At 35.3% G+C, this 25,937-nt stretch carries 36 protein-coding genes; 18 read left to right on the top strand and 18 right to left on the bottom strand.

What is annotated here, in order from left to right; genetic code table 11:
- The first annotated feature begins 60 nt into the window (after positions 1 to 60).
- On the top strand, positions 61 to 450 hold the full coding sequence (locus MVE07_RS04335; RefSeq protein WP_297454495.1) for a DUF2914 domain-containing protein: 390 nt from the start codon (positions 61 to 63) through the stop codon (positions 448 to 450).
- On the opposite strand, the gene MVE07_RS04330 is transcribed toward MVE07_RS04335, so the two are convergent.
- Positions 447 to 1,556, bottom strand: a complete 1,110-nt coding sequence (locus MVE07_RS04330) for a nitronate monooxygenase family protein (RefSeq protein WP_297454492.1) — start codon at positions 1,554 to 1,556, stop codon at positions 447 to 449. The genes MVE07_RS04335 and MVE07_RS04330 overlap by 4 nt on opposite strands.
- A complete protein-coding gene (locus tag MVE07_RS04325) occupies positions 1,556 to 1,975 on the bottom strand; it encodes a hypothetical protein (RefSeq protein WP_297454489.1) in 420 nt (139 codons plus the stop codon). The genes MVE07_RS04330 and MVE07_RS04325 overlap by 1 nt, the downstream gene beginning before the upstream one ends.
- Before the next feature lie 84 nt (positions 1,976 to 2,059).
- On the opposite strand from MVE07_RS04325, the gene recJ reads away from it, so the two are divergent.
- The 7 genes from recJ (at position 2,060) to MVE07_RS04290 (ending at position 6,396) form a co-directional block, all read left to right on the top strand.
- Positions 2,060 to 3,766 (top strand): single-stranded-DNA-specific exonuclease RecJ, encoded by a 1,707-nt coding sequence (gene recJ, locus MVE07_RS04320; protein ID WP_297454486.1) that lies wholly within the window; start codon positions 2,060 to 2,062, stop codon positions 3,764 to 3,766.
- 103 nt (positions 3,767 to 3,869) lie between these two features.
- The gene (locus MVE07_RS04315; RefSeq protein WP_297454483.1) at positions 3,870 to 4,472 is read left to right on the top strand and encodes a peroxiredoxin; all 603 of its coding nucleotides are present in this window, start codon (positions 3,870 to 3,872) and stop codon (positions 4,470 to 4,472) included.
- Between the two features lie 65 nt (positions 4,473 to 4,537).
- Positions 4,538 to 4,858, top strand: coding sequence for a hypothetical protein (locus tag MVE07_RS04310; protein ID WP_297454480.1), 321 nt, complete (start codon positions 4,538 to 4,540; stop codon positions 4,856 to 4,858).
- A 63-nt stretch (positions 4,859 to 4,921) separates the two neighbouring features.
- Positions 4,922 to 5,122, top strand: coding sequence for a 30S ribosomal protein S21 (gene rpsU, locus MVE07_RS04305; RefSeq protein WP_029520262.1), 201 nt, complete (start codon positions 4,922 to 4,924; stop codon positions 5,120 to 5,122).
- Positions 5,123 to 5,132: 10 nt separating this feature from the next.
- Positions 5,133 to 5,582, top strand: a complete 450-nt coding sequence (locus MVE07_RS04300) for a GatB/YqeY domain-containing protein (RefSeq protein WP_297454476.1) — start codon at positions 5,133 to 5,135, stop codon at positions 5,580 to 5,582.
- Positions 5,582 to 6,013, top strand: coding sequence for a CvpA family protein (locus MVE07_RS04295; protein ID WP_297454473.1), 432 nt, complete (start codon positions 5,582 to 5,584; stop codon positions 6,011 to 6,013). Before MVE07_RS04300 ends, MVE07_RS04295 begins: the two co-directional genes overlap by 1 nt.
- Positions 6,010 to 6,396: a hypothetical protein gene (locus MVE07_RS04290; protein WP_297454471.1), complete on the top strand. Its 387-nt coding sequence runs from the start codon at positions 6,010 to 6,012 to the stop codon at positions 6,394 to 6,396. The genes MVE07_RS04295 and MVE07_RS04290 overlap by 4 nt, the downstream gene beginning before the upstream one ends.
- A 21-nt stretch (positions 6,397 to 6,417) precedes the next feature.
- On the opposite strand, the gene purD is transcribed toward MVE07_RS04290, so the two are convergent.
- Both purD and lysA read right to left on the bottom strand, forming a co-directional pair.
- Positions 6,418 to 7,701, bottom strand: a complete 1,284-nt coding sequence (gene purD, locus MVE07_RS04285; protein ID WP_297454468.1) for a phosphoribosylamine--glycine ligase — start codon at positions 7,699 to 7,701, stop codon at positions 6,418 to 6,420.
- Positions 7,702 to 8,988, bottom strand: coding sequence for a diaminopimelate decarboxylase (lysA, locus tag MVE07_RS04280; protein ID WP_297454465.1), 1,287 nt, complete (start codon positions 8,986 to 8,988; stop codon positions 7,702 to 7,704).
- 91 nt (positions 8,989 to 9,079) lie between these two features.
- Between lysA and minC the strand changes: the two genes are divergently transcribed.
- Genes minC through MVE07_RS04235 form a run of 9 tightly spaced genes read left to right on the top strand, consistent with a single transcriptional unit; the run spans position 9,080 to position 15,833 of the window.
- The gene (minC, locus tag MVE07_RS04275; RefSeq protein WP_297454462.1) at positions 9,080 to 9,691 is read left to right on the top strand and encodes a septum site-determining protein MinC; all 612 of its coding nucleotides are present in this window, start codon (positions 9,080 to 9,082) and stop codon (positions 9,689 to 9,691) included.
- A gap of 22 nt (positions 9,692 to 9,713) precedes the next feature.
- Positions 9,714 to 10,499, top strand: coding sequence for a septum site-determining protein MinD (gene minD, locus MVE07_RS04270; protein WP_297454459.1), 786 nt, complete (start codon positions 9,714 to 9,716; stop codon positions 10,497 to 10,499).
- 2 nt (positions 10,500 to 10,501) lie between these two features.
- A complete protein-coding gene (minE, locus tag MVE07_RS04265; RefSeq protein ID WP_297454456.1) occupies positions 10,502 to 10,753 on the top strand; it encodes a cell division topological specificity factor MinE in 252 nt (83 codons plus the stop codon).
- A 3-nt stretch (positions 10,754 to 10,756) separates the two neighbouring features.
- A complete protein-coding gene (gene hisG / locus MVE07_RS04260) occupies positions 10,757 to 11,392 on the top strand; it encodes an ATP phosphoribosyltransferase (RefSeq protein WP_297454453.1) in 636 nt (211 codons plus the stop codon).
- Positions 11,393 to 11,395: 3 nt separating this feature from the next.
- The gene (gene glmU, locus MVE07_RS04255) at positions 11,396 to 12,844 is read left to right on the top strand and encodes a bifunctional UDP-N-acetylglucosamine diphosphorylase/glucosamine-1-phosphate N-acetyltransferase GlmU (RefSeq protein WP_297454450.1); all 1,449 of its coding nucleotides are present in this window, start codon (positions 11,396 to 11,398) and stop codon (positions 12,842 to 12,844) included.
- Positions 12,810 to 13,706, top strand: a complete 897-nt coding sequence (locus MVE07_RS04250) for a peptidylprolyl isomerase (RefSeq protein WP_297454448.1) — start codon at positions 12,810 to 12,812, stop codon at positions 13,704 to 13,706. Before glmU ends, MVE07_RS04250 begins: the two co-directional genes overlap by 35 nt.
- Positions 13,703 to 14,713, top strand: a complete 1,011-nt coding sequence (trpD, locus tag MVE07_RS04245; protein WP_297454446.1) for an anthranilate phosphoribosyltransferase — start codon at positions 13,703 to 13,705, stop codon at positions 14,711 to 14,713. The genes MVE07_RS04250 and trpD overlap by 4 nt, the downstream gene beginning before the upstream one ends.
- 10 nt (positions 14,714 to 14,723) lie before the next feature.
- Entirely contained in the window at positions 14,724 to 15,035 is a 312-nt protein-coding gene (locus tag MVE07_RS04240) for a hypothetical protein (RefSeq protein WP_297454444.1), read from the top strand.
- 12 nt (positions 15,036 to 15,047) lie between these two features.
- A complete protein-coding gene (locus MVE07_RS04235; RefSeq protein WP_297454441.1) occupies positions 15,048 to 15,833 on the top strand; it encodes an SDR family oxidoreductase in 786 nt (261 codons plus the stop codon).
- On the opposite strand, the gene MVE07_RS04230 is transcribed toward MVE07_RS04235, so the two are convergent.
- The 7 genes from MVE07_RS04230 to MVE07_RS04200 form a co-directional block, all read right to left on the bottom strand.
- Positions 15,830 to 16,318: a hypothetical protein gene (locus MVE07_RS04230; RefSeq protein WP_297454438.1), complete on the bottom strand. Its 489-nt coding sequence runs from the start codon at positions 16,316 to 16,318 to the stop codon at positions 15,830 to 15,832. The genes MVE07_RS04235 and MVE07_RS04230 overlap by 4 nt on opposite strands.
- Positions 16,319 to 17,044, bottom strand: coding sequence for a FliA/WhiG family RNA polymerase sigma factor (locus MVE07_RS04225; protein WP_297454435.1), 726 nt, complete (start codon positions 17,042 to 17,044; stop codon positions 16,319 to 16,321). It lies immediately after the preceding gene.
- Between the two features lie 11 nt (positions 17,045 to 17,055).
- Complete coding sequence (locus MVE07_RS04220; RefSeq protein ID WP_297454432.1) at positions 17,056 to 17,919, bottom strand: MinD/ParA family protein; 864 nt, start codon at positions 17,917 to 17,919, stop codon at positions 17,056 to 17,058.
- Positions 17,919 to 18,875 carry a hypothetical protein gene (locus tag MVE07_RS04215; protein ID WP_297454429.1) on the bottom strand — a complete coding sequence of 319 codons (957 nt, stop codon included), beginning with the start codon at positions 18,873 to 18,875 and terminating at the stop codon, positions 17,919 to 17,921. The genes MVE07_RS04220 and MVE07_RS04215 overlap by 1 nt, the downstream gene beginning before the upstream one ends.
- A 113-nt stretch (positions 18,876 to 18,988) precedes the next feature.
- A complete protein-coding gene (acpS, locus tag MVE07_RS04210; RefSeq protein WP_297454426.1) occupies positions 18,989 to 19,369 on the bottom strand; it encodes a holo-ACP synthase in 381 nt (126 codons plus the stop codon).
- Positions 19,348 to 19,857 (bottom strand): shikimate kinase, encoded by a 510-nt coding sequence (locus MVE07_RS04205; protein WP_297454423.1) that lies wholly within the window; start codon positions 19,855 to 19,857, stop codon positions 19,348 to 19,350. The genes acpS and MVE07_RS04205 overlap by 22 nt, the downstream gene beginning before the upstream one ends.
- Before the next feature lie 9 nt (positions 19,858 to 19,866).
- Entirely contained in the window at positions 19,867 to 20,148 is a 282-nt protein-coding gene (locus tag MVE07_RS04200; protein WP_297454420.1) for a hypothetical protein, read from the bottom strand.
- Between the two features lie 18 nt (positions 20,149 to 20,166).
- On the opposite strand from MVE07_RS04200, the gene MVE07_RS04195 reads away from it, so the two are divergent.
- Complete coding sequence (locus MVE07_RS04195) at positions 20,167 to 20,388, top strand: DUF167 domain-containing protein (protein ID WP_297454417.1); 222 nt, start codon at positions 20,167 to 20,169, stop codon at positions 20,386 to 20,388.
- Here the strand turns inward: MVE07_RS04195 and lptB are convergent, their stop codons facing one another.
- From lptB to MVE07_RS04160, 7 genes are read right to left on the bottom strand one after another with little or no spacing between them, the layout of a single operon-like run.
- Positions 20,389 to 21,123, bottom strand: coding sequence for an LPS export ABC transporter ATP-binding protein (gene lptB / locus MVE07_RS04190; protein ID WP_297454414.1), 735 nt, complete (start codon positions 21,121 to 21,123; stop codon positions 20,389 to 20,391).
- A complete protein-coding gene (locus tag MVE07_RS04185) occupies positions 21,120 to 22,352 on the bottom strand; it encodes an aminotransferase class I/II-fold pyridoxal phosphate-dependent enzyme (RefSeq protein WP_297454411.1) in 1,233 nt (410 codons plus the stop codon). The genes lptB and MVE07_RS04185 overlap by 4 nt, the downstream gene beginning before the upstream one ends.
- Positions 22,353 to 22,399: 47 nt before the next feature.
- On the bottom strand, positions 22,400 to 23,632 hold the full coding sequence (locus MVE07_RS04180; RefSeq protein WP_297454408.1) for a LysM peptidoglycan-binding domain-containing protein: 1,233 nt from the start codon (positions 23,630 to 23,632) through the stop codon (positions 22,400 to 22,402).
- Positions 23,616 to 23,885, bottom strand: a complete 270-nt coding sequence (locus MVE07_RS04175) for an acylphosphatase (RefSeq protein ID WP_297454406.1) — start codon at positions 23,883 to 23,885, stop codon at positions 23,616 to 23,618. Before MVE07_RS04175 ends, MVE07_RS04180 begins: the two co-directional genes overlap by 17 nt.
- Positions 23,886 to 23,917: 32 nt before the next feature.
- A complete protein-coding gene (gene mobB, locus MVE07_RS04170; RefSeq protein WP_297454403.1) occupies positions 23,918 to 24,433 on the bottom strand; it encodes a molybdopterin-guanine dinucleotide biosynthesis protein B in 516 nt (171 codons plus the stop codon).
- Positions 24,426 to 25,262, bottom strand: a complete 837-nt coding sequence (gene accD / locus MVE07_RS04165) for an acetyl-CoA carboxylase, carboxyltransferase subunit beta (protein ID WP_297454400.1) — start codon at positions 25,260 to 25,262, stop codon at positions 24,426 to 24,428. Before accD ends, mobB begins: the two co-directional genes overlap by 8 nt.
- Complete coding sequence (locus tag MVE07_RS04160; RefSeq protein ID WP_297454397.1) at positions 25,263 to 25,889, bottom strand: polyphenol oxidase family protein; 627 nt, start codon at positions 25,887 to 25,889, stop codon at positions 25,263 to 25,265. It abuts the gene before it with no gap.
- Positions 25,890 to 25,937: the final 48 nt, after the last annotated feature.

Genomic DNA, 25,937 nt, shown 5'->3' with positions numbered 1-25,937 from the left:
AACAATTATAACACCCGCTTTATATTAATATCAGAATATTAATAAGCTGGAGGGTTTATTATGCGCTGGTTAATGGTTTTCCTATTGGTATTTTCTTTCTCTTTTGCCCAAAATGTTCAGGTTGAAGATATGGAATTTGCAGTGGCTATTCAGGATAGGGAGCCTATTGGGATATCCAATAAGTTCCCTCCGGATATAGGAAAGGTTTACTGCTGGACAAAAATCATCGCAACTAAGGTTCCAACAAAGATTTATCATGTGTGGGTCTATAAAGGAAACGAAATGGCAAGGGTTGAATTAGGAATTACATATCCGACATTTAGAACATGGAGCTCTAAAAAAATACTTCCAACCCAGACAGGTAAATGGACTGTTATTGTAGAAGATGAAGAAGGCAATAAAATTGCACAGAAATCATTTGAGATAACGGAAAATTGGAAGGAGCCTTAAGGCTCCTCCTGCCCAGAAGGTATTCCTTCTACCAGCTCTCTAATCAGGTCTTTTACATGAACCAGTTTTTTTATTCTGTATCCGTTTGAACCGCTGAAGAACAGCCCTGTTTCTTTTCTTCCCAGATATGCATCACCCAGTCTGTCTGCTATACAGTATCCAACTTTTTTGGCTTCTTCTCCATGATTACAGGGCACAACGCAATTTGAAACACATTTAACCTCAGGTGCTTTGCCTTCTTCTATATCCTTTATAAGCTGGGTTACTATTCCCCTTGCCGGATATCCAACAGGAGATTTCAGAAGGATAATATCTTCTTTTTTTGCATTTATAATAACCTGCTTAAATTCGTCTGAAGCATCGCATTCATAGGTTCCAACAAATCTTGTTCCCATCTGAACGCCTGCGGCTCCAAGGCTTAGGTAAAACTCTATATCCTTTTTATCCCATATTCCTCCGGCCGCTATTACAGGAAAATCTCCCCATTTATCCCTTTCCTTAATTACCTCAGGAACAAGATTTTCCAGCTGGAACTCAGGTTTAAAGCAGTCCTCATAGGGTATTCCCTGATGACCGCCGGATTTTGGGCCTTCAACAACTACAGCATCAGGTAGTCTGTTGTATTTTTTCTTCCAGTGTTTGCAGATAACCCTTAATGCCCTTGCAGATGAAACTATAGGAACAAGTGCAACATCTTCCTCAGGTGCATATTTCGGTAGTGTAAGAGGTAGCCCTGCTCCTACAAAAAGCATATTTGCTCCAGCCTCAATGGCATCACGGACAACTCTACCGAAATCTGTAATTGCATACAGGATATTAACCCCGATTACAGCTTTTTCTCCGCCGGCTATTTCTTTAGCATCGCGGATGATACGCTGCAGAGCTTCCTTGCTGTGTATGTATTTACTTCCAACAGGCCTTCCATCTTTTAAACGAACATAGTTGGGGTGTCTGTATCCTGTCCCAACGGAAGATACTATACCAAGGCCTCCATGCTTACTGACATTTCCAGCGAGGTTTTCCCACGATATACCAACTCCCATTCCCCCCTGGACTATTGGATATTGTATTTCATATTTACCTATTCTAAGTGGTGGCAGTGCCATTATTCCTTCTCCTTTATTTCAGGTAATATTTTTTTTGCTTTTAAGATTTTTGATATTGTGTTGTAATATTCAGGTTCACCGGCTCTGAAAGCAAGTTCATCTATAATAACATTACCTTTATTATCTATATGTCCCTTCCCTATAAAATCAGCAATAAATGTACCAGGTTTTCGTTTATGTTCATATGCGATTGCTCCTAAAACACCGACTTCTTTTTTGTCATTTTCTCTGAATATTATATCCATCCCGAGGATTTCTTTTACTGCAAAGTTATAGAGTATATATCCCTCAACGCCTTTTCTTATTTTGTCTGTAAATGTTTCCACAGAGAAAATATTTTTAATATTTGGTTGTTTTTCTGTTTCCTCAGGTTGTTTTTTTTCTTCCTGTGTTCTGTTAAATCTGATGATTTTACCCAATTTCAGACCTCTTTCTCTGTTATTTCATTTTATTATACATAGATTGTTATAATATATGACACAAAAATAAAAATAGGATTAAACATGGCCACAGGACTATCAGGAAGAAAATGGATAATAATATCAGAGAAAAACAAGGCACCACAGGAAGTAGTCCAGAACTACGGCCATGTTTTAGGACAGCTTATATACAACAGAAGGGAACTTTTTAATAACAATCTTGATGAGGATAATATATATCCTTCACTGCAGAAACTTTTAGACCCCCAGCTTTTCTTTGATCTTGATAAAGTAGCCCATAGAATTGCAAGTCTTATAAAACAGAAAAAGAAATTTGTTATATATGGAGATTATGATGCCGATGGCATAACCAGCACAGCTCTACTGGTTAATTTCTTTAAGGATATAGAAGCAGACGTAAGATACTATATTCCAAGTAGATTTGATGAAGGCTATGGCCTTAATACAAAAGCCATTCATAAAATAAGTCAGCTTGCAGATGTTCTTATTGTTGTAGATAGCGGAACAAATGCCTATGAAGAACTCTTACTGGCGAAAAAACTTGGTCTTGAGGTTTTTGTATTAGACCACCACGAACCTGAAAACCCAGACTGGCAGGAAGAAAAAATATTAATTCTAAATCCAAAATTACACTCAGATATAAATCCGTTATTTAAGCATCTGGCATCTGTCGGCATATCTTTTTATTTACTTATAATGCTGAGAAAATTGTTAGGCCTTGATGTAAAACTGAAACCATATCTTGATATTGTTGCCATAGGCACCGTTGCCGATGTTGTTCCTTTATCCCTTATAAACAGAATTTTTGTAAAAAAAGGAATAGAAGAAATAAATAAAAGGAAAAGACCAGGTATAAAAGCATTACTGGAAAGTATATCAGTAGAAAAGGTTTCCTCATTTGAAATAGGCTTTAATATAGCACCCCGTTTAAATGCTGCAGGAAGACTTGATGATGCCAAAAAGGCAGTTAAATTGCTGATAACAGCAAAAGAATCCACAGGAAAACAGATATCAAATGAACTTGAATTTTTGAACAAAAAAAGACAGAAATTTACAGAACATGCCTTTAAAGAAGTTGAACATAAAATAAGAAAAGAAAAAGAATTAAACAGCATAGTAGTTGCAGATCAGAAATGGCATCCGGGGATAGTTGGAATTGTAGCAGGAAGACTTGTTGAAAAGTATAAAGTCCCGGCAATTGTCCTTGCAAAGAAAAACGGTAAAGCTGTTGGTTCTGCAAGAAGTATTCCAGGATTAAATATATACGAAATAATGCAGCAACACTCATATTTGTTTGAAAGATTTGGAGGGCATGCCCTCGCAGCAGGATTAACGATAAAAACCCAAAATATACCAAAATTAAAACAGGCCATATCAGACAGTCTCAAAGAACTATCTTCTGAAGAACAGTTACCGGTTATAGAAATAGATATGGAAGTCCCTCTTTCTTACTGGACTCCTGAAAAGGTTCGTCAGCTTTCAATTTTAGAGCCATTTGGAGAAGGAAATCCTTATCCTGTTTTTATGGCAAAAAATCTGAGAATAAGTGATTTTATAACGGTAGGCCCAACAAATCAGCATCTTAAATTTTGGCTTGTGGATAAGCAGAAAAATGCATTCCAGGGGCTTTGGTGGAATTTTGCAGAGCATATAAAAAGTTTATCCGTTGGAATGTATATTGATATTGTCTATACACCGAAAATCTCAAACTGGAATGGTAAAACAACGGTAGATTTTATAATCAAAGATATGAAACCATCTCAGATATGAGAAATATCATTACAGGGTTAATCAGGAATCATTATCATTAATGTAAGCTTTATAAAAATAAGCTAAAATTAATTAAATCATACAAATTAAGGAGGTAAGGAAAATGTCAGAAATTATTTTAGTAGGTCAGGAAGTTCCAGATTTTGAAATGGAAACTTACGAGCCTGAAACAGGAAAATTTGGAACATTCTCATTAAAAAAAGCTAAAGAAGAAGGAAAATGGACAATACTCTTTTTCTATCCTGCTGACTTTACATTCGTATGTCCAACAGAATTAGCTGACCTTGCAGAAGTTTACCCAAAACTCAAGGAATTGGGAGCTGAAGTTGTTTCAGTTTCTACAGATACAAAATTTGTTCACCTTGCATGGCACAGGGACGAAAAACTTCTCCAGAATGTAAAATACCCAATGGGTGCTGACCCAACAGGAAAAGTTTCAAGAATGTTTGGTGTTTATGATGAATCTACAGGACTTGCCCTTAGAGGAACATTTATCATATCCCCAGAAGGAAAACTTGTAGGTTCAGAAGTTAACTTCTACAATGTTGGAAGAAATGCTGATGAACTTCTGAGAAAAATGGAAGCTAATGCTTACCTTATTGGACACCCAGAAGAAGCTTGTCCAGCTAAATGGGAGCCTGGTAAGAAAACACTTAAACCTTCTGAAGAGCTTGTTGGACACGTTTACGAAGCACTTAACGAATAATAAACTTGCCCCCATATGGGGGCTTTATGTTATAATAATTAAAAAAAGAAAGGATGTGAGTTTATTTGAGCCATTTCAGGCTTGAAAGATTTTACCCAACAAAATTAGAGATAACTATAACCCCTCAACAACTAATCTCTATGTTCCCAATAGAAGTTCAGGAACATCCTACAATGGGATTAATATCCCGTATATGGAAATCAGAAGATAAAATATTTTCTGTGGATACACTTCCATCAGAAGATGTAGAAGACCTAACAACAACAAAAAAATATCTGAAAGCAAAAGACTCAAAAATGCTGGAAATCCTTCAGAATTTAGATGGTTTTGAAATTGTTCTATACTATGAAGACAAAGAGGATATATATAAAGTGACCAAACTTTGACATATATATTAAAACTGTTTTATCCTATAAAAATCAAAATTTAAAAAGGAGGACTGATATTAGATGGCAGTAGTTAGAGTTCAGGAAGGAGAAAGCTTTGAAAAAGCTTTAAAAAGATTCAAGAAAATATGCGAAAAAGAAGGTATCATCACAGAAATGAAAAGAAGGGAATTTTATGAAAAACCTTCTGTAAAAAGAAAAAGAAAACAAAGAGCAGCAAGAAAAAGATTAATTAAGGCACTCAAGAAAAAAGGTCTCTTATAAGGAGTTTATAATGGCTGAGCTTCTCAAGAAGCTACAGGATGAGATGAAAGCCGCAATGAAAAGCGGCCAAAAGGACAGATTATCTGTTATCCGTATGCTTATATCTGAGATTAAAAAAGTTCAAATAGATAAGAAAAAAGAATTATCAGATGAAGAAATCATAGAAGTTTTACAAAGATACGCAAAACAAAGAAAAGAATCTATAAAACAATACAGAGAAGCAGGTAGGGAAGATCTTGCCCAAAAGGAAGAATTTGAGCTTGGTGTGGTTCAGGAGTTCCTGCCCCAGCCTCTTTCTCAGGAAGAGCTGGAAAAAATCATTGATGAAACTATAGCGGAGCTGGGTGCTTCCTCTATGAAGGATATGGGCAGAGTTATGAAAGCTGTTCTTGAAAAAGTGAAAGGCCGGGCTGACGGTGCAACTGTCAGTGCCATAGTTAAAAATAAACTTTCTGGATAATGGTGCTTGATTTAATTTTGTCTGTTTTGCTTCTTTATCTTCTTCTTTTAGGTGCATATAGAGGATTTACCGAACTATTTATAAAAAGCATAGGAATAGGGGCAGGTTTTTTTGTTGCCCTTTATTATGAAAAACCATTTGCCAGCTTTTTGTCAAATTATTTCAAAACATCACAATTGATACTTTCTTTCTTTTCCTTTTTTCTGATTTTGATTACTATTTTTGGTTTTTCTTTTTTTATTTATAGGTATCTAAGAAGACATATTTATAGAAAGAAAAAATTTTCTATTGCAGATAGAACCCTCGGGGCTGCAGGTGGATTTTTGATATTTTTGATTATCCTCTCTACAATCTACTACTTTTCTATAACCAATAACTTTATCGGTCAGCTTACCGCCGACTCAAAAATTCTGGAATTGATGAGAAGATGAAAAGAATTTTTATTTCTATTTTCCTTTATACCCTTTTCTTAGGTGGATTTATATCTGTTGTAACAGGTTATTATTTTCTGAATATTGATCAGATTTATTTATATAAAAAACTTATTCCTAAAGATAAGACTGTTAGCATTGTGCTATATGATGGTAAACATTTCAGCGGTAAAATAAAAGCAGTAAAAAAAGAGGATGGGAAAGTCGTTTTGATTGTTGACGGTCAGGAAATTCCTGTTGAAAAAATAAGATTTATTGATAAAACAGATATCAACAGTATTGTTATTAATCAGCTTTCCCGTAATGGAACAATAGGAATAATACTGGCAGGATTTGGTGGTTTTTTTATGATTTTATCAATTTTACTTAAAGATTATTTATAAAACAGGGGAGAAACCCCCTGCTTATGAAAGTTGTTGTAATCTTTTAATACCTTTGTCTCCAATATCCTTTCTATAATGGGCACCTTCAAAATGTATTTTTTCAATAGCTTTATATGCTTTTTCTTTTGCTTCTTTTAATGTGTTTCCAACTGCTGTGACAGTCAGGACTCTTCCTCCTGCTGTTACCAGTTTACCATTTTTGATATCTGTTCCTGAATGGAATACCACAATATCAGGGTCTTTTTCTGCTTCTTCTATTCCTGTTATTTCAAAGCCTTTTTCATACTTTCCGGGATAACCTTTTGAGGCCATAACAACACCTATAGCCCATTTTTCACTCCATACAGGCTGAACAGAATCTATCTTTCCATCAAGAATATCAAGAATATGTTGAACAAGGTCGCTTTCCAGTCTTCTCATAATTGGCTGTGTTTCAGGGTCTCCCATTCTTACATTGAACTCAAGAACATTTACCCCTTTTGGCCCAATCATAAGTCCTGCATACAGAAATCCTCTCATTCTGCGGCCTTCGGCCTGCATACCTTTTAGAGTTGGATACATAATTTTTTCAAGTATTTCCTGCTCTAACTCCGGAGTTATCACTGGTGCAGGGGAATATGCCCCCATTCCTCCTGTATTTGGGCCTTTATCTCCATCAAATATCTGTTTGTGGTCTTGAGATGTTGCCATTGGGACAAGTTTATCTCCATCTACCATGGCTATATATGAAGCCTCTTCACCTTCAAGAAACTCTTCTATAACAATTCTTTTGCTTGCTTCTCCAAATAGACCGCCGAACATATCTTTTACTGTTTGGATTGCCTCTTCTTCTGTTTTTGCAATTACAACTCCTTTTCCTGCGGCAAGACCGTCAGCCTTTATAACAATAGGGGTTCCCATTTTTTTGATAAAATCTATTGCGTCATCTTCGTTGTCAAATGTTTCATAAAATGCCGTTGGAACATTGTATTTTTTCATAAAATTTTTGGCAAATACTTTACTGGCTTCTAAGATAGCCGCATTTTTTCTATGGCCAAATATTTTCAGTCCTGCTTCCTCAAATGCGTCAACAATTCCTTCAGAAAGAGGTTGTTCTGGTCCAACAACAGTCAGGTCTATTTTTTCCTTTAATGCAAATTCGACGAGCTTTTCAACATCAGTTGGAGATATATCTACTTTCTCTGCTATCTGCCATATTCCTGCATTTCCTCTTGCAACATACAGTTTAGATACAAGGGGACTTTGTTTTATTTTCCAGGCAAGTGCATGTTCTCTACCACCGTTGCCAACGACAAGAACTTTCATCTATTTCACCTCTCCATCTATATTATTTAAAGCATTTAATTCAGGCTGAATGATATAGTCGTAGGTTTCTCTTTCTCTTATAAGATATGTTTTATTTCCATCAACCAGAACTTCTGCTGCCCGTGGTCTTGTATTGTAGTTTGAAGCCATTGAAAATCCGTAAGCACCTGCACTCATAACGGCAATAAAGTTCCCCCTCTGAACATTATCTATCTCTCTATCAAGAGCAAAGAAATCTCCTGTTTCACAGATTGGGCCTACAATATCAGCCACTACTTTTTCTTTTTTCTTTTTCACAGAAACAATATGATGATAGGCATTATACATAGCAGGTCTAAGAAGGTCATTCATACCGGCATCTATGATAATAAAGTGCTTGTCTCCTTTATCCTTTAGGAATAATACTCGTGATACAAGTATGCCAGCTTCCCCTATTAAAGACCTTCCCGGTTCAATAAGTAATTTAAGTCCTGTTTCTTTGACAACCGGAATAACAATATCGGCAAGCTGTTTTGGGTGAGGTGGATTGTCTTCAGGTTTGTATTTGATCCCAAGTCCACCGCCAATATCTATGTGCTTAAGTTTTATCCCTTTTTTCTGTAGTTTCAGCACCAGTTCTACAGTTTTTTCAACAGCTTCTTTATATGGAGAAACATCCATAATTTGCGAACCAATATGACAGTGGATACCAACAAGGTTGAGATTTGGCAGTTTATCTGCTTTTAAAAATGCTTCTTCAGCATCTTCCATATCTATGCCAAACTTACTTTTTTTCATTCCTGTTGAGATGTAAGGATGTGTTTTCGGGTCAACATCAGGGTTTATTCTGATAGATACATTTGCTTTTTTACCCAGTTTTCCTGCAAGTTCATTTAAAACATCAAGTTCCATTAAACTCTCAACGTTAAAAGAAAGGATTCCTGCTTCAATTGCCTGAATCAGTTCATTGTCAGTTTTACCAACTCCTGCATAAACGATTTTTTCTGCAGGAAAACCTGCTTTTAGACCTCTATAAAGTTCCCCACCTGAAACAATATCAAGACCAAGTCCGTGTTTATTAAATATTTTTAGAATAGACAGATTTGAATTTGCCTTTGCTGCATAGCATATCTGGGTTGGATAACCGGTAAAAGCCTCTTTGTATTGATTTATCTTATCTTCTATGGCTTTTTTACTGTATATATAAACAGGTGTTCCATATTCAAAGGCAATATCTTTTACAGGAATATCTTCACAAAAAAGCTGATTTCCTTTGTATCTGAAATAAGAACTAAAAGATTCCTCCATATTTTTTTGGAATTCCTCCTTATAAATTGAAATCTTACTCTAAGGTATATTATGATAGTTTATATACAAAAATTACTCAAGAGAGATAACTTTGGGATTAGAGATTAAAGGTGTCACTGTTCCAGCTTTACTTATTAAATTAGACAAAAATAAATCCCTTGAAGAAAATTTAAAAGAATTGGAGGAAAAATTATCCTCTGCTTTTTTTAAAGGCTCCGTTTCAATACTTGATATATCAGATACTGACTTCTCTGATGAAGAGATAGAAAAAATTGAACAACTACTAAAAAAATACAATACTAAAGTTTTAGGCTACAAAAACGAAAAAAAGGAAAAGCCAAAGAGACAGATACCTGAAATCACAGAGAAAAAATCACTTAAGATTATTAACAAAACCCTCCGAAGTGGTCAAAGAATAGAGTATGACGGAGATGTTCTTGTTATAGGGGATGTTAATCCTGATGCATATATAATAGCTTCAGGTAATATTATAGTGATGGGAGCCTTAAGGGGCGTTGTCCATGCAGGGGCTAACGGAGATGAAACGGCAACAGTAATGGCTCTAAAACTTATGCCACAGCAATTAAGAATAGCAAGTTTTTATACAAGGGCACCTGATAATGTTGAACAACAAGAAATGCCTGAATATCCAGAAAAGGCATATATTGATGGGAATAGTATTGTTATAGAAAGTATCAAATAAACAAGAAGTAGGGGTATTAATTATGACAGCAAGAGTTTTTGTTGTAACTTCAGGAAAAGGCGGGGTAGGAAAAACAACAGTAACAGCAAATATTGCTACAGCACTGGCTAAAATGGGGAAAAAGGTGCTTACCATAGATGCAGATATTGGGCTTAGAAATCTGGATATGATACTGGGATTAGAAAACAGAATTGTTTATGATATTGTGGATGTTGTAGAAGGGCGAGTTCCGGCAAAAAAAGCACTTGTTAAGGACAAAAGGGGAAATCCACTTTATCTTCTTCCAGCTGCACAGACAAAGGATAAAGATGCTGTTAAACCGGAGCAACTTCAAGAAATTGTTGATGAACTAAGGGAAGAATTTAATTACATATTTATAGATTCTCCTGCCGGTATAGAAGGGGGATTTAAAACAGCTGCCACCCCTGCCGATGAGGCACTTGTAGTTACAAACCCAGAAGTATCTTCTGTAAGAGATGCAGACAGGATAATTGGGTTGTTGGAAAAAATGGAAAAAGAAAACATAAAACTAATCATAAATAGAATAAGACCTCATCAGGTTAAAAAAGGAGAAATGCTTTCTGTTGAGGATATAGAAGAGATTCTCCAAATTCCCAAAATAGGAATAGTGCCTGATGAAGAAAAGATGGTTGATTTTACAAATAAAGGGGAACCGATTGTTCTCCATGAAGAGTATGCTGCAGGAAAGGCACTTATGAATATAGCAAGAAGATTAGAAGGGGAAGAAGTTCCGTTCACTGAACTGGAAACTAAAAAAGGATTCTTTGCAAGGTTATTTGGGAGGTAATAATGTCGTTATTTGACCTTTTTAAAAGAAAAAAATCTTCAGATGTTGCAAAAAACAGATTAATGATGGTCCTTTCTTATGAAAGAAGAGGTCTTCCACCAAATTTTGCGGAAATACTCCAGCAGGATTTAGTTCAGGTATTCGCAAAATATCCTCAGTTTGACTCCCATAGAATAGAAGTTGAAATAAAAAATGATGGTTCTGTAGACCAGCTATGGATAAGCATACCATTTGCAAAGGAACGCGGCGAGTAATCTATGGAAAAGCTGACAGTTGCTTTACCAAAGGGAAGATTGTTTGACCAGACTATACAGATTTTTAAAGAAAGTGATATTTTAAAGGAAGAAGTTCAGCAAAACTCAAGGAAGCTTATTCTGGAAACCAAAGATTTTAGATTTTTACTTGTCAGGGCAAAAGATGTTCCAACCTATGTGGAATATGGTGTTGCAGACCTTGGAGTAGCCGGTGATGATTTGCTGATGGAATTAAAACCTGATGTTTACAGACCTGTTGATTTAGGAATTGGTGCCTGCACAATAATGGTTGCAGGACTTCCACAGGATAGGGAAAAATATTTTTCAAATCCAACTTCTCTAAAAATCTCAACAAAATATCCCAATATAGCAAGGGAATTTTTTGGCAAAAAAGGTATAGAGGTTCAAATTATAGAGCTTTACGGTTCAATTGAACTTGCACCGCTGGTAGGCCTTTCTGAGTTTATTGTTGATATTGTTGAAACAGGAAGAACATTAAGGGAAAATGGCCTTGTGGTTATTGAAGAGATTGCCCCATCTTCAGCAAAGCTAATTGTAAACAGAGCAACCTATAAAACAAAAAATCAAAAAGTTATGGATATTATAGAAAAACTTGAAAATACACTGGTAAAGGGGTAGCCAATGGGTTGTCATCACGAAAGACTTATAACAGTGATACTTGCCGCAGGGAAAGGAACAAGATTTAGGTCTAAAAAACCAAAGGTAATTCATAAAATTCTTGGGAAACCTATGATTCATTATGTTTCCCTTGCAGCCAGATGGGCTAATCCGGAAAAACTTATATATGTGATAGGACATGAAAAGGAACAGGTTAAAAATGCTATAGATTGTCAGGGTTGTGTATTTGTTGAGCAGGAAGAGCAGCTTGGGACAGGACATGCAGTAGCCCAGACAAAGCCATATTGGGAAGATTTTGATGGGATAGTTATGATACTGAATGGTGACCTTCCACTTATTGAAGGTGAAACCCTAAAGAATGCAGTCAAATATATGGATGCCATGATGAGATTTGAAGGGGCACCGGCAGAAGGTGGCCACGACTATAGAAATGAAAATATTGCCGGTGTTGTCATAACAACAATGGTTCCTAACCCGCTGGGATACGGCAGAATCATAAAAGATAAAAACCACAGAATAATAAAAATTGTTGAAGAAAAGGATGCTACCCACGAAGAGCAGCAAATTAACGAGATAAATACCGGAATTTATCTATTTTATGCCCCTTATCTAAAACAGGTAATAGACAAACTTGAGAACAATAATGCACAGGGAGAGTATTATCTTACAGATGTTATCCAGCTTCTTAATGAGATGGGTAAAGAGGTCTATGCCCTTCTTGTTCCGGATTACACCCAGTTTATAGGTGTCAACGACAGGTGGGATTTAGCAAAAGCAGAAAATATCCTGAGAATGAAGTACCTCCAGTTCTGGTCTTATGCCGGAACCACATTCCATAACCCTGAAACAGTTTATATAGAATTTGATGTTGAATTGTCTCCTGATGTTGAGATATATCAGGGAGTATCTCTAAAGGGCAGAACAACAATAGGAGAGGATACAGTTATAGAGGAAAATGCAACCATTATAAATTCCACAATAGGTAAAAATGTAAAAATTCTGAAAGGTTCAATCATTGAAGATTCTGTAATAGAAGATAATGCTGTTATAGGTCCCTATGCAAGAATCAGAAACAACTCTGTTATAAAACAAAATGCCCAGATAGGAAATTTTGTGGAAGTTAAAAATTCTGTGGTAGGTGAAAACACGGCGGCAAAACATCTTGCTTATTTAGGTGATGCAGAGATAGGGAAAGATGTTAATATCGGAGCAGGAACAATAACCTGTAATTATGATGGTTTCCAAAAACATAAAACCGTAATAAAGGATAAAGCCTTTATCGGCAGTGATACTATGCTTGTTGCTCCTGTGACAATAGGAGAAGAAGCAATAACAGGTTCAGGTTCAGTTATAACAAAGGATGTTCCGGATAAAGCACTGGCAATAGAGAGGAACCAGCAAAAAGTAATTGAAAATTATGCTGAGAAAAGGAAAAAGAAATATGAAAAATAGATTAATAATCCTATTTACATTACTTTTTATAGGGTTTGCCGCAGCAAAGGACAATATTAAGCTCTTTGACAGAATAGTTATGGTAATAAACGGCTATCCTGTTTTGCAGTCTGAACTTGAACTGGCGATGCAGTGGTTCGGGGTGACTGACAAAAAACAGGCAGCCCAAAAATTAATTGACCAGATACTTGTGGCACAGGCAGCTGAAAAATACGGAATACAGGTTTCTCCGGAAGAAATAAATCAGGCAATACTTAGAATGGCAAAGGTAAACGGAATAGATAGCGTAGAGGAATTTAAGAAAAAACTTGAAAGTCAGAATATTTCTTTCAGCGAGTTTAAAGACCTTGTAAAAAGGGAGCTTCTTGTTCAAAGATACATCCAGATTTATTTAAGAAGAAGTATGTTTGGTGGAATCAAAGAAGGTAAAGAGGAAAAACTTAGAAAAATCAGAATTATATTCCTATCCAGCCAGAAATCGGATTTTAAAGAAAAATATAATCTTTTAAAAGAAAAACTCACACCTGAAAATTTTGCAGAAATGGCAAAAAAATACTCAGATGACCCTTTAACAGCAGAAAAAGGAGGTTTACTGGGAGAAGTTAAAAAAGGTGACCTTGTATCCTCCCTTGATGAAAGAATATGGCAGCACAAGGTGGGAGATATATTTGAAGTGCCTGATAAGAAAGGAATTTATTTTGTTTATATAGAAAAAGAAGAAAATAAAATGGTTCAAGAGCCACCAAAAGGTGAGGAGATTCAAAAACAGCTTAAAAAAGAGTTTGAAATACAGCTTAAAAAACTCAGACAACAGGCATCAATTGAATACTTAGATAAATCCCTTAAACCGGAGAAAAAATGATTAAAGAGCTAATCAAAAAGATTACAGAGTTTAAGGATTTAACCCCTGAAGAAACTGAGAAGCTGTTTTCCCTTCTTATGCAAGGTGAACTAACTGATGCCCAGATAGGTGCTGTCCTTATTGGGCTAAAAATGAAAGGTGAGACAGTAGATGAAATATCCTCTGCTGCAAAAATAATGAGGCAGAATGCGGTTAAAGTTCCTGTTAAGGATAAATCAAGGCTGGTTGATACATGTGGAACAGGCGGGGATAAGGTAAACACCTTTAATGTATCCACAATAACTGCATTTGTTGTTGCAGGGGCAGGGGCAAAGGTTGCAAAGCATGGAAACAGGTCAGTTTCTTCAAAATGTGGTAGTGCAGATATAATGGAAGCCCTTGGTATCAATATAGAAATGCCTCCTGAAAAGGCAGCAAAAGCCCTTGAAGAAATCGGACTGGCATTTTTATTTGCTCCTATCTACCATCCTGCAATGAAAAATGTAATTAGACAAAGAAGAGAAATAGGAGTTAGAACCATTTTTAATATACTGGGTCCCCTTTCAAATCCAGCTGAGGCTAAATATCAGCTTATGGGGGTTTATGACCAAAAACTTGTTGAACCTTTATCCAGAGTTTTAGTAAATCTTGGTATAGAGAAGGCATTTGTGGTTCACGGTATGGAAGGACTTGATGAGGTATCAATTACAGGAGAAACCCTTATAGGAGAAGTGAATGAAGGTGAAATAAATATCTATACTGTAAGACCGGAAGATTTTGGACTTAAATCAGCTTCCTTGCAGGATATTCAAGGTGGAGATCTTGATTATAATCTGAAAATAGCCCTTTCTATCCTTGAAGGAAAGGATAATTCCCCAAAAACAGATTTTGTTGCGATTAATGCTGCATTTGCATTAAAAGTTGTTGGAATTGTTGATACTGTGCAAGAAGGTATTGAACTTGCAAAGGAAACAATTTATTCTAAAAAGGCATATCAGGTTCTTGAAGAATTGAGAGATTTTAATTAGGAGGGTAGAAATGGAATTAATTCTGTCAATTATTATTGCAGCTGTTTTTTTGGTTTTAATGGTAATTATGTTTATCCTTGGATATAAAGAAGCCCTTAAAACAAAAGTTGAAGACCCTCTCGCTGTAACAGATGGTGAGATGTTTGGAGAGGGATGGGACAAGGATACTTTTGTTGAGTTTGAACAAATAATTGATATTTTAGGTAGAGAACCTAATGAAGATGAAATAAGAATTTTCCTTGGCCTTGTGGAAGAAGGTTATCACGGGGAAACACTTCTCCAAAAATTCTTAGAAGAACTTAAAAAACATCAGCATCACTAAAGGAGGAAATAAATGGCCTGTAGAGAGCTTGAGGGAAAACTTGCATTTATCACAGGGGGAAGTAGAGGAATAGGCAGAGCAATCGCCCTAAAACTTGCTGAGATGGGAGCAGATGTAATAATTAATTACTACAAAAACAAGGAAAAAGCTGATGAAGTTGTAAAAGAAATAGAAAGTAAAGGTGTAAAAGGTTATGCAATTCAGGGAGATTTTGGGAAAAAAGAGGATATAGACAGGGTTTTTGATGAAATAAAAGAAAAGTTTGGATATCTTGATATTTTTGTCAGTAATGCTGTTGCTTCCGGAAGAGAGGTTGTAGGAGGATTTGCACCATTTTTAAGACTCAAGGAAAAAGGAACAAGAAGAATTTTTGATATTACAGTAATGGGATTTATATGGAGCACCCAAAGGGCTGTTCCACTTATGGAAGGTAGAGAAGGAAAAATCATAGCAATATCTTCCACAGGAACCAGAGATTATATGCCTAATTATGCAATACACGGTGCTGCAAAATCAGCACTGGAAGCACTTGTTAGATATGCAGCTGTTGAGTTCGGTCCTAAAGGAATAAACGTTAATACAGTTTCCGGAGGGCCAATAGATACAGAGGCTATCCAGTTATTCCCTAATTATGAAGAAGTAAAAGAAGGAACCATAAAACTTACACCCCTTGGAAGAATGGGAATGCCTGAAGATATTGCTGGTGTTGTCGGATTTTTATGCACACCAGATGCAAAATGGATACAGGGTCAAACTATAATAGTGGATGGTGGATTATCTCTTGTCAGGGGGCGTTAATTTTCCACTGCCCCTTTTTCAATCATTTTAGATAAATGACCGAACGTCATTGATATCTCATTTATCATATTAAACACTTCAGGATTTACCGCTTTTAGTTTCTCAGGGGTTTCTATAAACTCATCAAATTCAAGCAATAACTCCCCCAGAGCATCAATTATATGGCGGTCATAAACTATTAGATTTTCCAGAAAAACAGGCATTGAGGATTCTATTGAAGGGAGGGTGAACATTACCCATGCTACTGTTTCTGAGGATATAATTGATATGGTTCTAAGGGTATCTCTGTCGTTTATTTCACGGGATAGTTTTATCAGGTCTTTGGTTTTCCTTAAACTATTTGAGAATTTATCAAAAATAAAAACACTATCCTGCACACTTATTTTTTTCTGATTACTAATCAACTTCTCTATTTTATTTCTGTTATCTATAACATAACTCTCCAGTTCGCCTATCAAGTAATGTATGTAAACATTTTTCTCCATCTAATCCTTATCTATGTATTTCCTAATCATATTTTTAATTTTCATCATTGTTTTTGTATGTATTTGGGAAATCCTTGATTCTGTAAGTCCTAAAATTTCACCTATTTCCTTCATTGAAAGTTCTTCATAGTAATAAAGTGTTATAACAAGTCTTTCCCTTTCCTTTAACTTAGATATTATATCAGTTATTATTCTTTTCAACTCTTCTTCTTCAACATACTTATCAGGGGTGTCATCATTGATGGATATAATCTGCCACAGGCTTGTTGTTCCGTCTTCATCTGAACCAACTTTGCTATCTATTGATACAAGCCCACTGTTTGATATTTTTTCTGCATATTTCATATATTCTTCAACATCCATACCTAAATATTCTGCTATTTCTTCAGGAGAGGCTTCTCTACCAAGTTTTTGTTCAACTTCCAAAATTGCTGTTTCAATATGTCTTGCCTTTTGTCTAACATTCCTTGGCACCCAGTCAAGTTTCCTGAGGCTGTCTATTATATGACCCCTTATTCTTATCTCTGCATAAGTAGATAGTTTAACTCCTTTCTCAGGGTCAAATTTATTTATTGCATCAATAAGGCCAAGAACCCCTGTGTTAATAAGGTCTTCTTCTGTAATTGTAGGAGGTAGATTTTCCTGCTTTATAGACTGGACTATATAATGAATTTTTGGAAGGAATTCCATTATTATCTGGTTTCTCTCTTTTGTCGAAATCTTCATGGCCTCTCCTCCTAATCAAGTTTTAAGTTTTTAAGATTGTTAAGAAATCTATTCCAGAAATTTTCTTTTCTAACAGGTCTTTTACCTTCAATGATATATTTTGCTATTGCCTCAACATCCTGACTGTAAGTTGCCTTGGGATTTACTGCAGATAAAACGTATCTATCCCTTACTGATTCAGATAATTTTTTGTCTTTTCTTATAAATCCGTAGTAAGTGATTTCTTTACCTGTAAACTCTTTTAGTATGTTATTCATTCCCCTGAACATTTTTTCTGCTTCTTCTTCGCTTTCTACCAGATTTACCACAAGGCCTAAATCCATATTGTCCGGTTTATAGTTAAGGAGAATTCTTGATATTGCATAAGAATCTGCCAGAGCTGTTGGGTCAGGTGTTGTTATAACAATGGTTCTGTCAGATGCAAGGCAGAAATTAATTACATTTTCAGATATTCCTGCTGATGTGTCTATCAGCATTATGTCAAAGTTGTAATATATCTCCTGAAAAGAGTTTATTATCTGTATCTGTTTTTCCTGTGGAAGATTTGCCAGTTCCTCAAATCCTGAAGATGCAGGAATAAACTTTATTCCGTATTTTGATTCCCAGATAATCTCATTTATATTTTTTTCACCTGATAAAAGGTGAAGAAGATTGTATTTAGGACGTTCCCCTAAAATAATATCTACATTTGCAAGAGCAAGGTCAGCATCAAGTATAAGAACACTTTTACCTGTCTTTTGAAGTTGATAGGCTAGATTTACAGTAAAGCTTGTTTTCCCAACACCACCTTTACCTGATGTTATGGAAATAACCTGAAAATCAAGGGATTTCCTATTCTTTACCATATCTCTCAGTTTTTCTGCCTGGTCTCTCATCAGTCTATCACCTCTGCAATCCTGGATAAGATTTCATCTGCAGTTTTAATATCTTGAGGAACTTCAAGGCCATTTGTTATATAGCTAATCTTGTAGTCGTAATGGGCGAGTATAAAGTAAATCGGATTAAATGTTTCTATTTCGTCGTATTTTGTTAATATCAGATGGTCTATATTAAATTTGCTGAAATATCTTATGTCTTTATCAATCAGTGTTTCTTTTTTGGTTAAAGGTATTGTGAGAATATTTTCTGCTTCAGGACTTGAAGTTATAAATGTCATCAACTTTTCAATCTCAGGGAGATTTCTAATATTTCCCGGTGTATCAAAGATAATGTGTTCATACTCATCAAATGCATTTTTATAAAGGATTAGCTCCTTTTCATTTTTTATAAAGAAGAACGGAATATGCATCATTTCTGCAAAGCGTTTTAGACCTTCTGAACCTCCGACTTTGTAAAAATCAAAGGATGCAACGGCTATTTTTTTCTCCCTTTCAAAATTTAGAATTGAAGCCAGCTTTGCTATTGTTGTGCTTTTCCCTGAGGAAATATTTCCAAGAATGTTTATATATTTTTTTCTAAGAGGAGTTCTTTCTATTCTGCTTGAGATATTTACTTTTTTAATTCCCTCAACAACCGGGATATATATTTTGAAAATCTCGTCCTGAATTTCATTTAAAAGACTGTCAGGTAAATCTATGCTTTTAAGTTTTGTGAGCAGGTCTATTAGCTTCTCATATCCTGATATATCTTTTTCATCTTTGAATGATTTTTTGAATCTTTCATATAAATGATTTTTTTGCTTCTGGGTATTTTTTCCGGGGCTTGCTGCTATTATCTCAAATTGTCCATCAGATTCTTTGATGGAAACAATAATAGCATTTTCCCCTAATTCTTCCCTTATTAGCATCCACCCTTCCTGTAGGTTTCTGACAAAATATTTTTTCATTTTCATGATTAATCCCCTCTTGCTTGAAATATTAAGCAATTAGTGTGCCAAAATATAAGTTATTGATATTAAAGGATTTTTATATAGAGAGGCCGAAAAGGTGCAGTAAAATTACTGCATCAGGTTATATATATTATAACTATTGCCACAGAATAATTTCTCTCATGGGATATGGAAAGGCTATATTTTAAGCGGTTTTGAGAGATACTACTTCCGGAGCCTTGATGGTGCAGCAAAATTTGTGCAGGTTTGTTGTATCTACCTAATATTTCTATATCCTTATATGATAGATTTTTTCCAAAAGCTTGATTAAATGCTTTCACAAATGCTTCCTTCGCTGCAAATCTTGCAGATAAACAGGGAATAGGATCTGTTTTTTGCAGACAATATGCTTGCTCTTTTTCTGTGTATATCTTGTCTAAAAATCTTTTACCATACTTTTTGTAAGCCTTTTCTATTCTGTTATTTTCAACTATATCTATACCTGTAAAGAGCTCCATTTATCTAAAATCTCCTGTGCTATTTCTTCCGGGGATTTGTTTTCTGCTTTTATATGGATATCGGCCATAGAATATACTTTTTTTCTGTCTTTATATAGCTTTTCTACCTTTTCTCTTGGATTTTTCAGTAATGGTCTTTCTGTGCTGTCTTTTTCTGTTCGTTTTAATATTTCTTCAAGGGACACATCAAGCCAAACAACTGTGCCGCTTTCTTTCATTTTCTCCATATTCTCAATATCAGCTCCAAGCCCGCCTCCTGTTGAGACTATATATCCTGACTTTTCTGTAAATTCCTGAATAACCTGTTTCTCAAGCTGTCTGAAGTAGCTTTCTCCATGTTCTTCAAAAATCTGGGGTATCGTTTTATTTTCTCTTTCTTCAATAAACTTATCTATATCAACAAATTTATACCCTGTCTTCTGGGCAATTATTTTTCCTACTGTAGATTTACCGCTTCCCATGAAACCCACAAGATAAAGGTTTCCCATCAAGTCCTCCTATCTAAGCACAAATAATGCGGAAATAAGGAGAATAAAGCTTAAGAATGCAAATATTCCAGCCCTGATGACACATAATCTAAACAAAAATTTGTTTACGGCAAAGGTAATTACAAATCCTGCTATTGCAATAACCGTAAAAGCAAACCAATACATGTTTTTTAGGGTATCTTCAGGGATTATCTGTCCTGATAAAATGGAAACAGACAGATATATAAATGCTCCGGATAATAAGACAACAATATTCTTAAAAATTTCCATGGTAGAATTTAATTTTAACATTGATTTACAGGGGTGGAAATGATTATCAAAGTAAAAGTAAAACCAAATGCTAAAAAGAATGAGATAAAACAGATAGAAGAAAATTTTTATGAAGTTAGAGTTACTGTAGTTCCAGAAAAAGGTAAGGCAAATAAGAAGGTAGTAGAATTACTTTCTGATTATCTTAATGTGCCTAAATCCAGAATAAAACTTGTCCGAGGAGAAACATCTCGGGAAAAACTATTTGAGATACAGGATTAATCAGGCAAGGGTAAACTCATCACCAAGGAATATTTTCCGGACTGTCTGGTCTTCAATAATTTCCTGAGGTGTTCCTTCTGCGATTACTCTTCCGTGGGCAAGTATGTATGCCCTGTCTGTGATTTTTAATGTTTCCCTGACGTTGTGGTCTGTTAGGATAACCCCTATATCCCTTTTTATTAAATCTTTGATTAAACCATTTATATCCTGAACAGATACAGGGTCTACCCCTGCAAATGGTTCATCAAGAAGTAAAAAGGAAGGGTTTATTATCAAAGAACGGGCTATTTCCAGTCTTCTCCTTTCTCCACCGGACAGTGTTGAGGCCTTCTGGTTTTTGAGACGGTATATACCGAATTCTTCCAGTAAAGATTTTGCCCTTTCCTCAATTTCTACTCTGTCGTTTGTCTGAAATTCAAGGAACATAACTATATTTTCCCAGACTGTAAGGTCTCTGAATATTGAACTTTCCTGAGGGAGAAATGATATACCTTTTCTTGCCCTTTCATAGACGGGGAGGTTTGTAATATCTTCTCCATTTAAAAAAATATTTCCACCGTCAGGTTTTATAAAACCTAAAAGCATACGGAAAGTTGTTGTTTTTCCTGCTCCGTTTGGACCAAGTAACCCTACTATCTCTCCTTCCTGAACATAAAGGGAGACATCATTAACAACAGTTCTTTCTCTATATACCTTTTTAAGATGTTTTACCTCAAGGGTGGAAAGCTGTTTCATTTAATCTGTGCCTGCTGTCTGTATTTTTTAAAGAATTTTTTGATATTCCGGACTGCCTGTCTGATTCTTTTATTATTTTCAACAACGGCAAATCTGACATATCCTTCTCCATGTTCGCCAAATCCTACACCAGGGGCTACAGCCACATTTGCTTCTGTTAGAAGTTTTTTACTGAACTCTATTGAACCCATGTGCTGAAAATCTTCTGGGATTTTTGCCCATAAAAACATTGTTGCTTTTGGTTTTTCTACAGACCAGCCTGCCTTATTCAGCCCATCAACAAGTATATTAAGTCTTTCGTTATATGTATCCCTTGCTTCCTCGACAATTGAGTAATCACTTTCCAGTGCTATTATACTCGCTACCTGAATAGGTGTAAATGTTCCGTAATCAAGGTAGCTTTTCAGTCTTTTCAGGTTATAGATTAAAGTTGGATTTCCAAGGACAAAACCAACTCTCCATCCTGCCATAGAAAAACCTTTAGTCAAGGAATAGGTTTCAACTGCAATATCTTTTGCCCCTTCAACCTGTAGAATACTTGGTGCCTGATAGCCGTCATAACATAGGTCTGCATAAGCGAAATCATGAATAATCCACATATTTTTTTGTCTGGCAAATTTAACTATCTCTTTAAAAAACTCTATATCAACGGTCATTGTGGTTGGGTTATTTGGAAAATTAAGTATTAAAACCTTTGGTTCAGGATAGCTGTCTTTGTAGGATTCATATATATTTTTCAAAAACTGTTCCTGTTTTTCACTGTCAGAACCTTCAAGAGGAAGTGGAACCGTTAAAACAGAGGCTCCCGCTATAACAGGTGCATAGTAGTGTATAGGATATCTTGGGGAAGGAACCAATACCATATCCCCTGGAGATAACATCGCAAGCATTAAATGGGATAATCCTTCTTTGGAACCTATTGTAACAATAGCTTCTTCTTCAGGGTCTAATTCTACACCGTATCTGTTTTTATAAAAATCAGCTATAGCTTTTCTTAGTCTTGGAATACCCTGTGACATAGAGTATCTGTGGGTTGTTTTTTTCCTTGCAGACTCGCATAGCTTGTCAATTATATGTTGTGCAGGTCTAAGGTCAGGATTTCCCATACCAAAATCTATAATATCTTCTCCCTCTTTCCTTAACCTTGCTTTCAGGTCATTTACTATTGCAAATACATATTCAGGAAGTCTTTTTATTCTGGGAAATTCTTGATATTTTTTACCTTCCATTGTTACCTCAAATATGAAATTTTGTTTAGATAATATATTCTAACAGTTTATTTAGTTGATTTATTTAGAAATGCAAGGGGATCAACAGGTATAGCATTTTTTCTAATCTCAAAGTAAAGTCCACATCCGTTTATATTTTCCATATTGCCGGTATATCCAACAATATCTCCTTTTCTGACAATCTGACCTTCCCTGACATTTATTTTTCCAAGATGTGCATATACAGTGTTAAACTTTCCTGCATGTCTGATAATAACCAGTTTTCCATAGGGTTTTATACTGCTTCCTGCATAAATAACTTCACCGCTTTCCGCTGCTCTAACAGGAACGCCGCAATCAGTTGCCAAGTCTATACCAAGATGTCTTTTGTATGCTGTGTTTGCAAATTTATTAATAATTTCCCCTTTAACAGGCCACAAAAAGCTAAGGGATGAATTCCCTTTTTTCTCTATTTTTTTGATATAGCTTACCTCAACTTTTTCAACTTTTAGTTTTTGTCCAGGATGTATTATGTAAGGTTTTCTTAGATGATTAAGTCTGATAAGCTTAGATACAGTTGTTCCGTATTTTCTGGCTATTTTGCCGAGACTTTCTCCCGGTCTAACCCTGTGTATGATTATTTTCTTTTTGACTATTCTTTCTTTTTTGATGTATATATCTGTTGCTTTTGCAACAGATTGTCTTGAAGTTGTGGTTTTTATTCCTTTTCTAACACAAAGAACCTGTCCCGGATAGATATAATTGCTTCTCAAGTGGTTCATCAGTTTGAGACTACGAAGGGATATTCCGTATCTATTTGCTATGATTGATAGGGATTCTCCTTTTTTTACTTTGTGTTTTACCTTGCAGTAAGTTTTATACTTCCTTGTGGTAGTTGATGATACTTTCTTAGGTTTTATTTTGACAGGTATTTTTAATTTTTGCCCTACATACAGACGGTAGGGTTTTTTTAGATTGTTTAATTCAATTATGTCTTTTGTATAAACATGATATTTTTTTGCTATTTTAATCAGGCTTTCTCCACGTTTTACTTTGTGTATTATGATTTTGATATTTTTTTTGTGTTTGGTTTCTTTTTTAACAGGTATTATTAGCTTTTGCCCTATATATATTTTGTAAGGTTTTTTTAGATGGTTTGCCTTGATAATTTCTTTTACAGGAACTCCATATTTATGGGCTATTTTTATAAGGGAATCTCCGGGTTTTACTTTGTATGTTAAAGCACTGGCAGCTAAATTTATGATAACAAGTAATACAAAAACTCTAATAAAGAATTTCAAAGTCTGTGAAACCCCCTTCTTTGTCTTCAAACTGGTATCTTATATCGGTCACTTCAGCAAGAGGTGGACCCTGTTCTATTGCTTTAAGGAAATCCCTTAGTGTTTGTTCATCTCCTTCGGCAACTACTTCAACTGTTCCATCAGGCAGATTACGGACATAACCTTTAACGCCCATTTCCTTTGCAATATTTCTAACAAAATATCTGAATCCTACACCCTGGACTGTGCCTGCAAATACGGCATAGAGTCTCATTATTTACCTCTCGTTGATATCCAGAATAAATATTATAAATCCTTTTGCTTTTTTAGATAATGGATTTCTATATATTCGGCAAATTCAGCAGGATTATTAATATCAAAGGTTTTCCTGAAAGGATAGTAATCTGTTATTACACCTTTAAGCCCATCTTTTTCGGAAATAATAAGTTCTCTGTTTTCTTCTTTTCTGATAACTTCATATTTATCTGTATTTTTGTAAGATTTAAATCCTTCTATAATGATTAAATCAAGGTCTTGAAGCATATAGATATTTATCAGATCATCTACCGTGTAATCAGGGTCTCTTATAAAAGAAGTGATTCTATTGGGAGAAGCCAGGATTACCTGTCTTGCTCCGGCTTCGAACATTTTGTAGCTATCTTTCCCGGGAGTGTCATGCTGGGCTTTTCCTTTAGGATCGTGTTTTATTGCTCCAATTTTATAGCCTTTTGAAGACAAAATATTAATAACAGCAGTTATAAATGTGGTTTTACCGCTGTTATGGGCACCAACAATGCTGATAACAGGAATTTTCTTATCCATGAAGCTGCTTTATAAGTGTATAAACTGTTTTTTTAAGATTTTTCCTGTCCACAACCATATCTATCTGTCCCTTTTCTAGAAGGAATTCTGACCTTTGAAAGCCTTCAGGAAGTTGTTGTTTTATTGTTTGTTCAATAACCCTTGGTCCAGCAAAACCGATTAAAGATTCTGGCTCGGCAATAATCACATCCCCTAAAAATGCAAAACTGGCAGAAACACCACCCATTGTAGGGTCTGTTAGGATGGAGATATACAAAATACCTGCTTTATTCATCTTATCAACGGCTATTGATGTTTTTGCCATTTGCATAAGGGAAATTATACTCTCCTGCATTCTGGCACCGCCGGAAGCTGTTATGGTGATAAATGGAATTTTTTTCTCAATTGCATATTCGGCTCCTCTGACAAATTTAGCCCCTACAACACTGCCCATACTTCCGCCCATAAATCTAAAATCCATAGGAGCAAGGACTACTTCTCGGTCATATATCTTACCGTTTGCGATTATTATGGCATCATTTAACCCTGTTTTACTTTGTGCTTCTTTTAGTCTGTCTTTATATCTTTTTGTGTCTTTGAAACCCAGAATATCAACAGGTTTTATTTTAGGGAAAAGGTCATAGGAATAAATCTCATCAAGAAACATTTCAACCCTTTCCCGTGAATTCATACGGAAATTAAATCCACAATGTGGGCAGATTTTCATATTTTTTTTCAGGTCTTCGCTATACAAAAGGGTTTTACATTTATCACATTTAATCCATTCACCTTTTTCAATCTGTAATTTCCTTTTTCCTGTAAATTTGTTTATAAGCTCCTTTAATCCCATCTACTCCTCCAACCATGCAAATGTTAAGATTCTTTCATTAAAATTTCCTAATCTATATGAAAACAAATTACCACTGCAAATGGTGCACATAGATATGTCCTCTATTTGCTTTATGCCATACTTTTTTAATATATCGGCTACAAGCTCTGCCATGGCAAATGTAAGTTTATTATTTTCTTTGTAAATATATTTTTTTTCAATACTATTTTTTTCAATGAAATCCTGTTGAATTTCATAACAGCATTTTCTTGCGTGGGCTCCTATGAAGGCATAAATATTTTCCTTTTTTTCAAAAAATTCAATACCCTTTTGGATTATCCCTGATAAAAGCCCTTTCCAGCCTGCATGGATAACAACAAGCCTATTAAAATCTGTTAAAACTATAGGCATACAGTCTGCTGTAAGAACACCTCCGGCTATATTATTTTCATCTATCACAACCCCGTCAGCTTCCTGGTTTATATATTCAGGAAATACTATATTTGCTGTGTGTTTTTGATTAGGGATTAGCAGACTTTTAATGGGAAATTTATTAACTAATTTTTTCCTATTGGAAGGTTCTCTCATATTACCGTCGTTTTTTTCTGTGAACACAATATTAAGATTTTTAACTTTTATATGCTTCATGGTAAAAATGTTATCATATTTGAAATACTTTCAGTAAATAGAGGGTAG

This window comes from Persephonella sp. (genome assembly GCF_027023985.1).
Classification (GTDB): domain Bacteria; phylum Aquificota; class Aquificia; order Aquificales; family Hydrogenothermaceae; genus Persephonella_A.
The sequence above is the reverse complement of the archived record's forward strand: the minus strand, read 5'-3'. Positions and strand labels throughout refer to the sequence as shown.

Coding starts and splice junctions, on each gene's coding strand:
- rpsU (WP_029520262.1), top strand. CDS start 4,922: ATGGCAGTAGTTAGAGTTCAGGAAGGAGAAAGCTTTGAAAAAGCTTTA.
- lysA (WP_297454465.1), bottom strand. CDS start 8,988: ATGGAGGAATCTTTTAGTTCTTATTTCAGATACAAAGGAAATCAGCTT.
- minE (WP_297454456.1), top strand. CDS start 10,502: ATGTCGTTATTTGACCTTTTTAAAAGAAAAAAATCTTCAGATGTTGCA.
- mobB (WP_297454403.1), bottom strand. CDS start 24,433: ATGGATAAGAAAATTCCTGTTATCAGCATTGTTGGTGCCCATAACAGC.
- MVE07_RS04160 (WP_297454397.1), bottom strand. CDS start 25,889: ATGAAGCATATAAAAGTTAAAAATCTTAATATTGTGTTCACAGAAAAA.
- MVE07_RS04225 (WP_297454435.1), bottom strand. CDS start 17,044: ATGAAGATTTCGACAAAAGAGAGAAACCAGATAATAATGGAATTCCTT.
- MVE07_RS04235 (WP_297454441.1), top strand. CDS start 15,048: ATGGCCTGTAGAGAGCTTGAGGGAAAACTTGCATTTATCACAGGGGGA.
- minD (WP_297454459.1), top strand. CDS start 9,714: ATGACAGCAAGAGTTTTTGTTGTAACTTCAGGAAAAGGCGGGGTAGGA.
- recJ (WP_297454486.1), top strand. CDS start 2,060: ATGGCCACAGGACTATCAGGAAGAAAATGGATAATAATATCAGAGAAA.
- MVE07_RS04215 (WP_297454429.1), bottom strand. CDS start 18,875: ATGAAAATGAAAAAATATTTTGTCAGAAACCTACAGGAAGGGTGGATG.
- MVE07_RS04200 (WP_297454420.1), bottom strand. CDS start 20,148: ATGTTAAAATTAAATTCTACCATGGAAATTTTTAAGAATATTGTTGTC.
- MVE07_RS04250 (WP_297454448.1), top strand. CDS start 12,810: ATGCTGAGAAAAGGAAAAAGAAATATGAAAAATAGATTAATAATCCTA.
- MVE07_RS04220 (WP_297454432.1), bottom strand. CDS start 17,919: ATGAGAGACCAGGCAGAAAAACTGAGAGATATGGTAAAGAATAGGAAA.
- glmU (WP_297454450.1), top strand. CDS start 11,396: ATGGGTTGTCATCACGAAAGACTTATAACAGTGATACTTGCCGCAGGG.
- purD (WP_297454468.1), bottom strand. CDS start 7,701: ATGAAAGTTCTTGTCGTTGGCAACGGTGGTAGAGAACATGCACTTGCC.
- MVE07_RS04330 (WP_297454492.1), bottom strand. CDS start 1,556: ATGGCACTGCCACCACTTAGAATAGGTAAATATGAAATACAATATCCA.
- hisG (WP_297454453.1), top strand. CDS start 10,757: ATGGAAAAGCTGACAGTTGCTTTACCAAAGGGAAGATTGTTTGACCAG.
- MVE07_RS04300 (WP_297454476.1), top strand. CDS start 5,133: ATGGCTGAGCTTCTCAAGAAGCTACAGGATGAGATGAAAGCCGCAATG.
- trpD (WP_297454446.1), top strand. CDS start 13,703: ATGATTAAAGAGCTAATCAAAAAGATTACAGAGTTTAAGGATTTAACC.
- MVE07_RS04230 (WP_297454438.1), bottom strand. CDS start 16,318: ATGGAGAAAAATGTTTACATACATTACTTGATAGGCGAACTGGAGAGT.
- MVE07_RS04290 (WP_297454471.1), top strand. CDS start 6,010: ATGAAAAGAATTTTTATTTCTATTTTCCTTTATACCCTTTTCTTAGGT.
- MVE07_RS04315 (WP_297454483.1), top strand. CDS start 3,870: ATGTCAGAAATTATTTTAGTAGGTCAGGAAGTTCCAGATTTTGAAATG.
- MVE07_RS04175 (WP_297454406.1), bottom strand. CDS start 23,885: ATGAGACTCTATGCCGTATTTGCAGGCACAGTCCAGGGTGTAGGATTC.
- MVE07_RS04240 (WP_297454444.1), top strand. CDS start 14,724: ATGGAATTAATTCTGTCAATTATTATTGCAGCTGTTTTTTTGGTTTTA.
- lptB (WP_297454414.1), bottom strand. CDS start 21,123: ATGAAACAGCTTTCCACCCTTGAGGTAAAACATCTTAAAAAGGTATAT.
- MVE07_RS04185 (WP_297454411.1), bottom strand. CDS start 22,352: ATGGAAGGTAAAAAATATCAAGAATTTCCCAGAATAAAAAGACTTCCT.
- MVE07_RS04335 (WP_297454495.1), top strand. CDS start 61: ATGCGCTGGTTAATGGTTTTCCTATTGGTATTTTCTTTCTCTTTTGCC.
- MVE07_RS04295 (WP_297454473.1), top strand. CDS start 5,582: ATGGTGCTTGATTTAATTTTGTCTGTTTTGCTTCTTTATCTTCTTCTT.
- MVE07_RS04195 (WP_297454417.1), top strand. CDS start 20,167: ATGATTATCAAAGTAAAAGTAAAACCAAATGCTAAAAAGAATGAGATA.
- accD (WP_297454400.1), bottom strand. CDS start 25,262: ATGGGATTAAAGGAGCTTATAAACAAATTTACAGGAAAAAGGAAATTA.
- MVE07_RS04205 (WP_297454423.1), bottom strand. CDS start 19,857: ATGGGAAACCTTTATCTTGTGGGTTTCATGGGAAGCGGTAAATCTACA.
- acpS (WP_297454426.1), bottom strand. CDS start 19,369: ATGGAGCTCTTTACAGGTATAGATATAGTTGAAAATAACAGAATAGAA.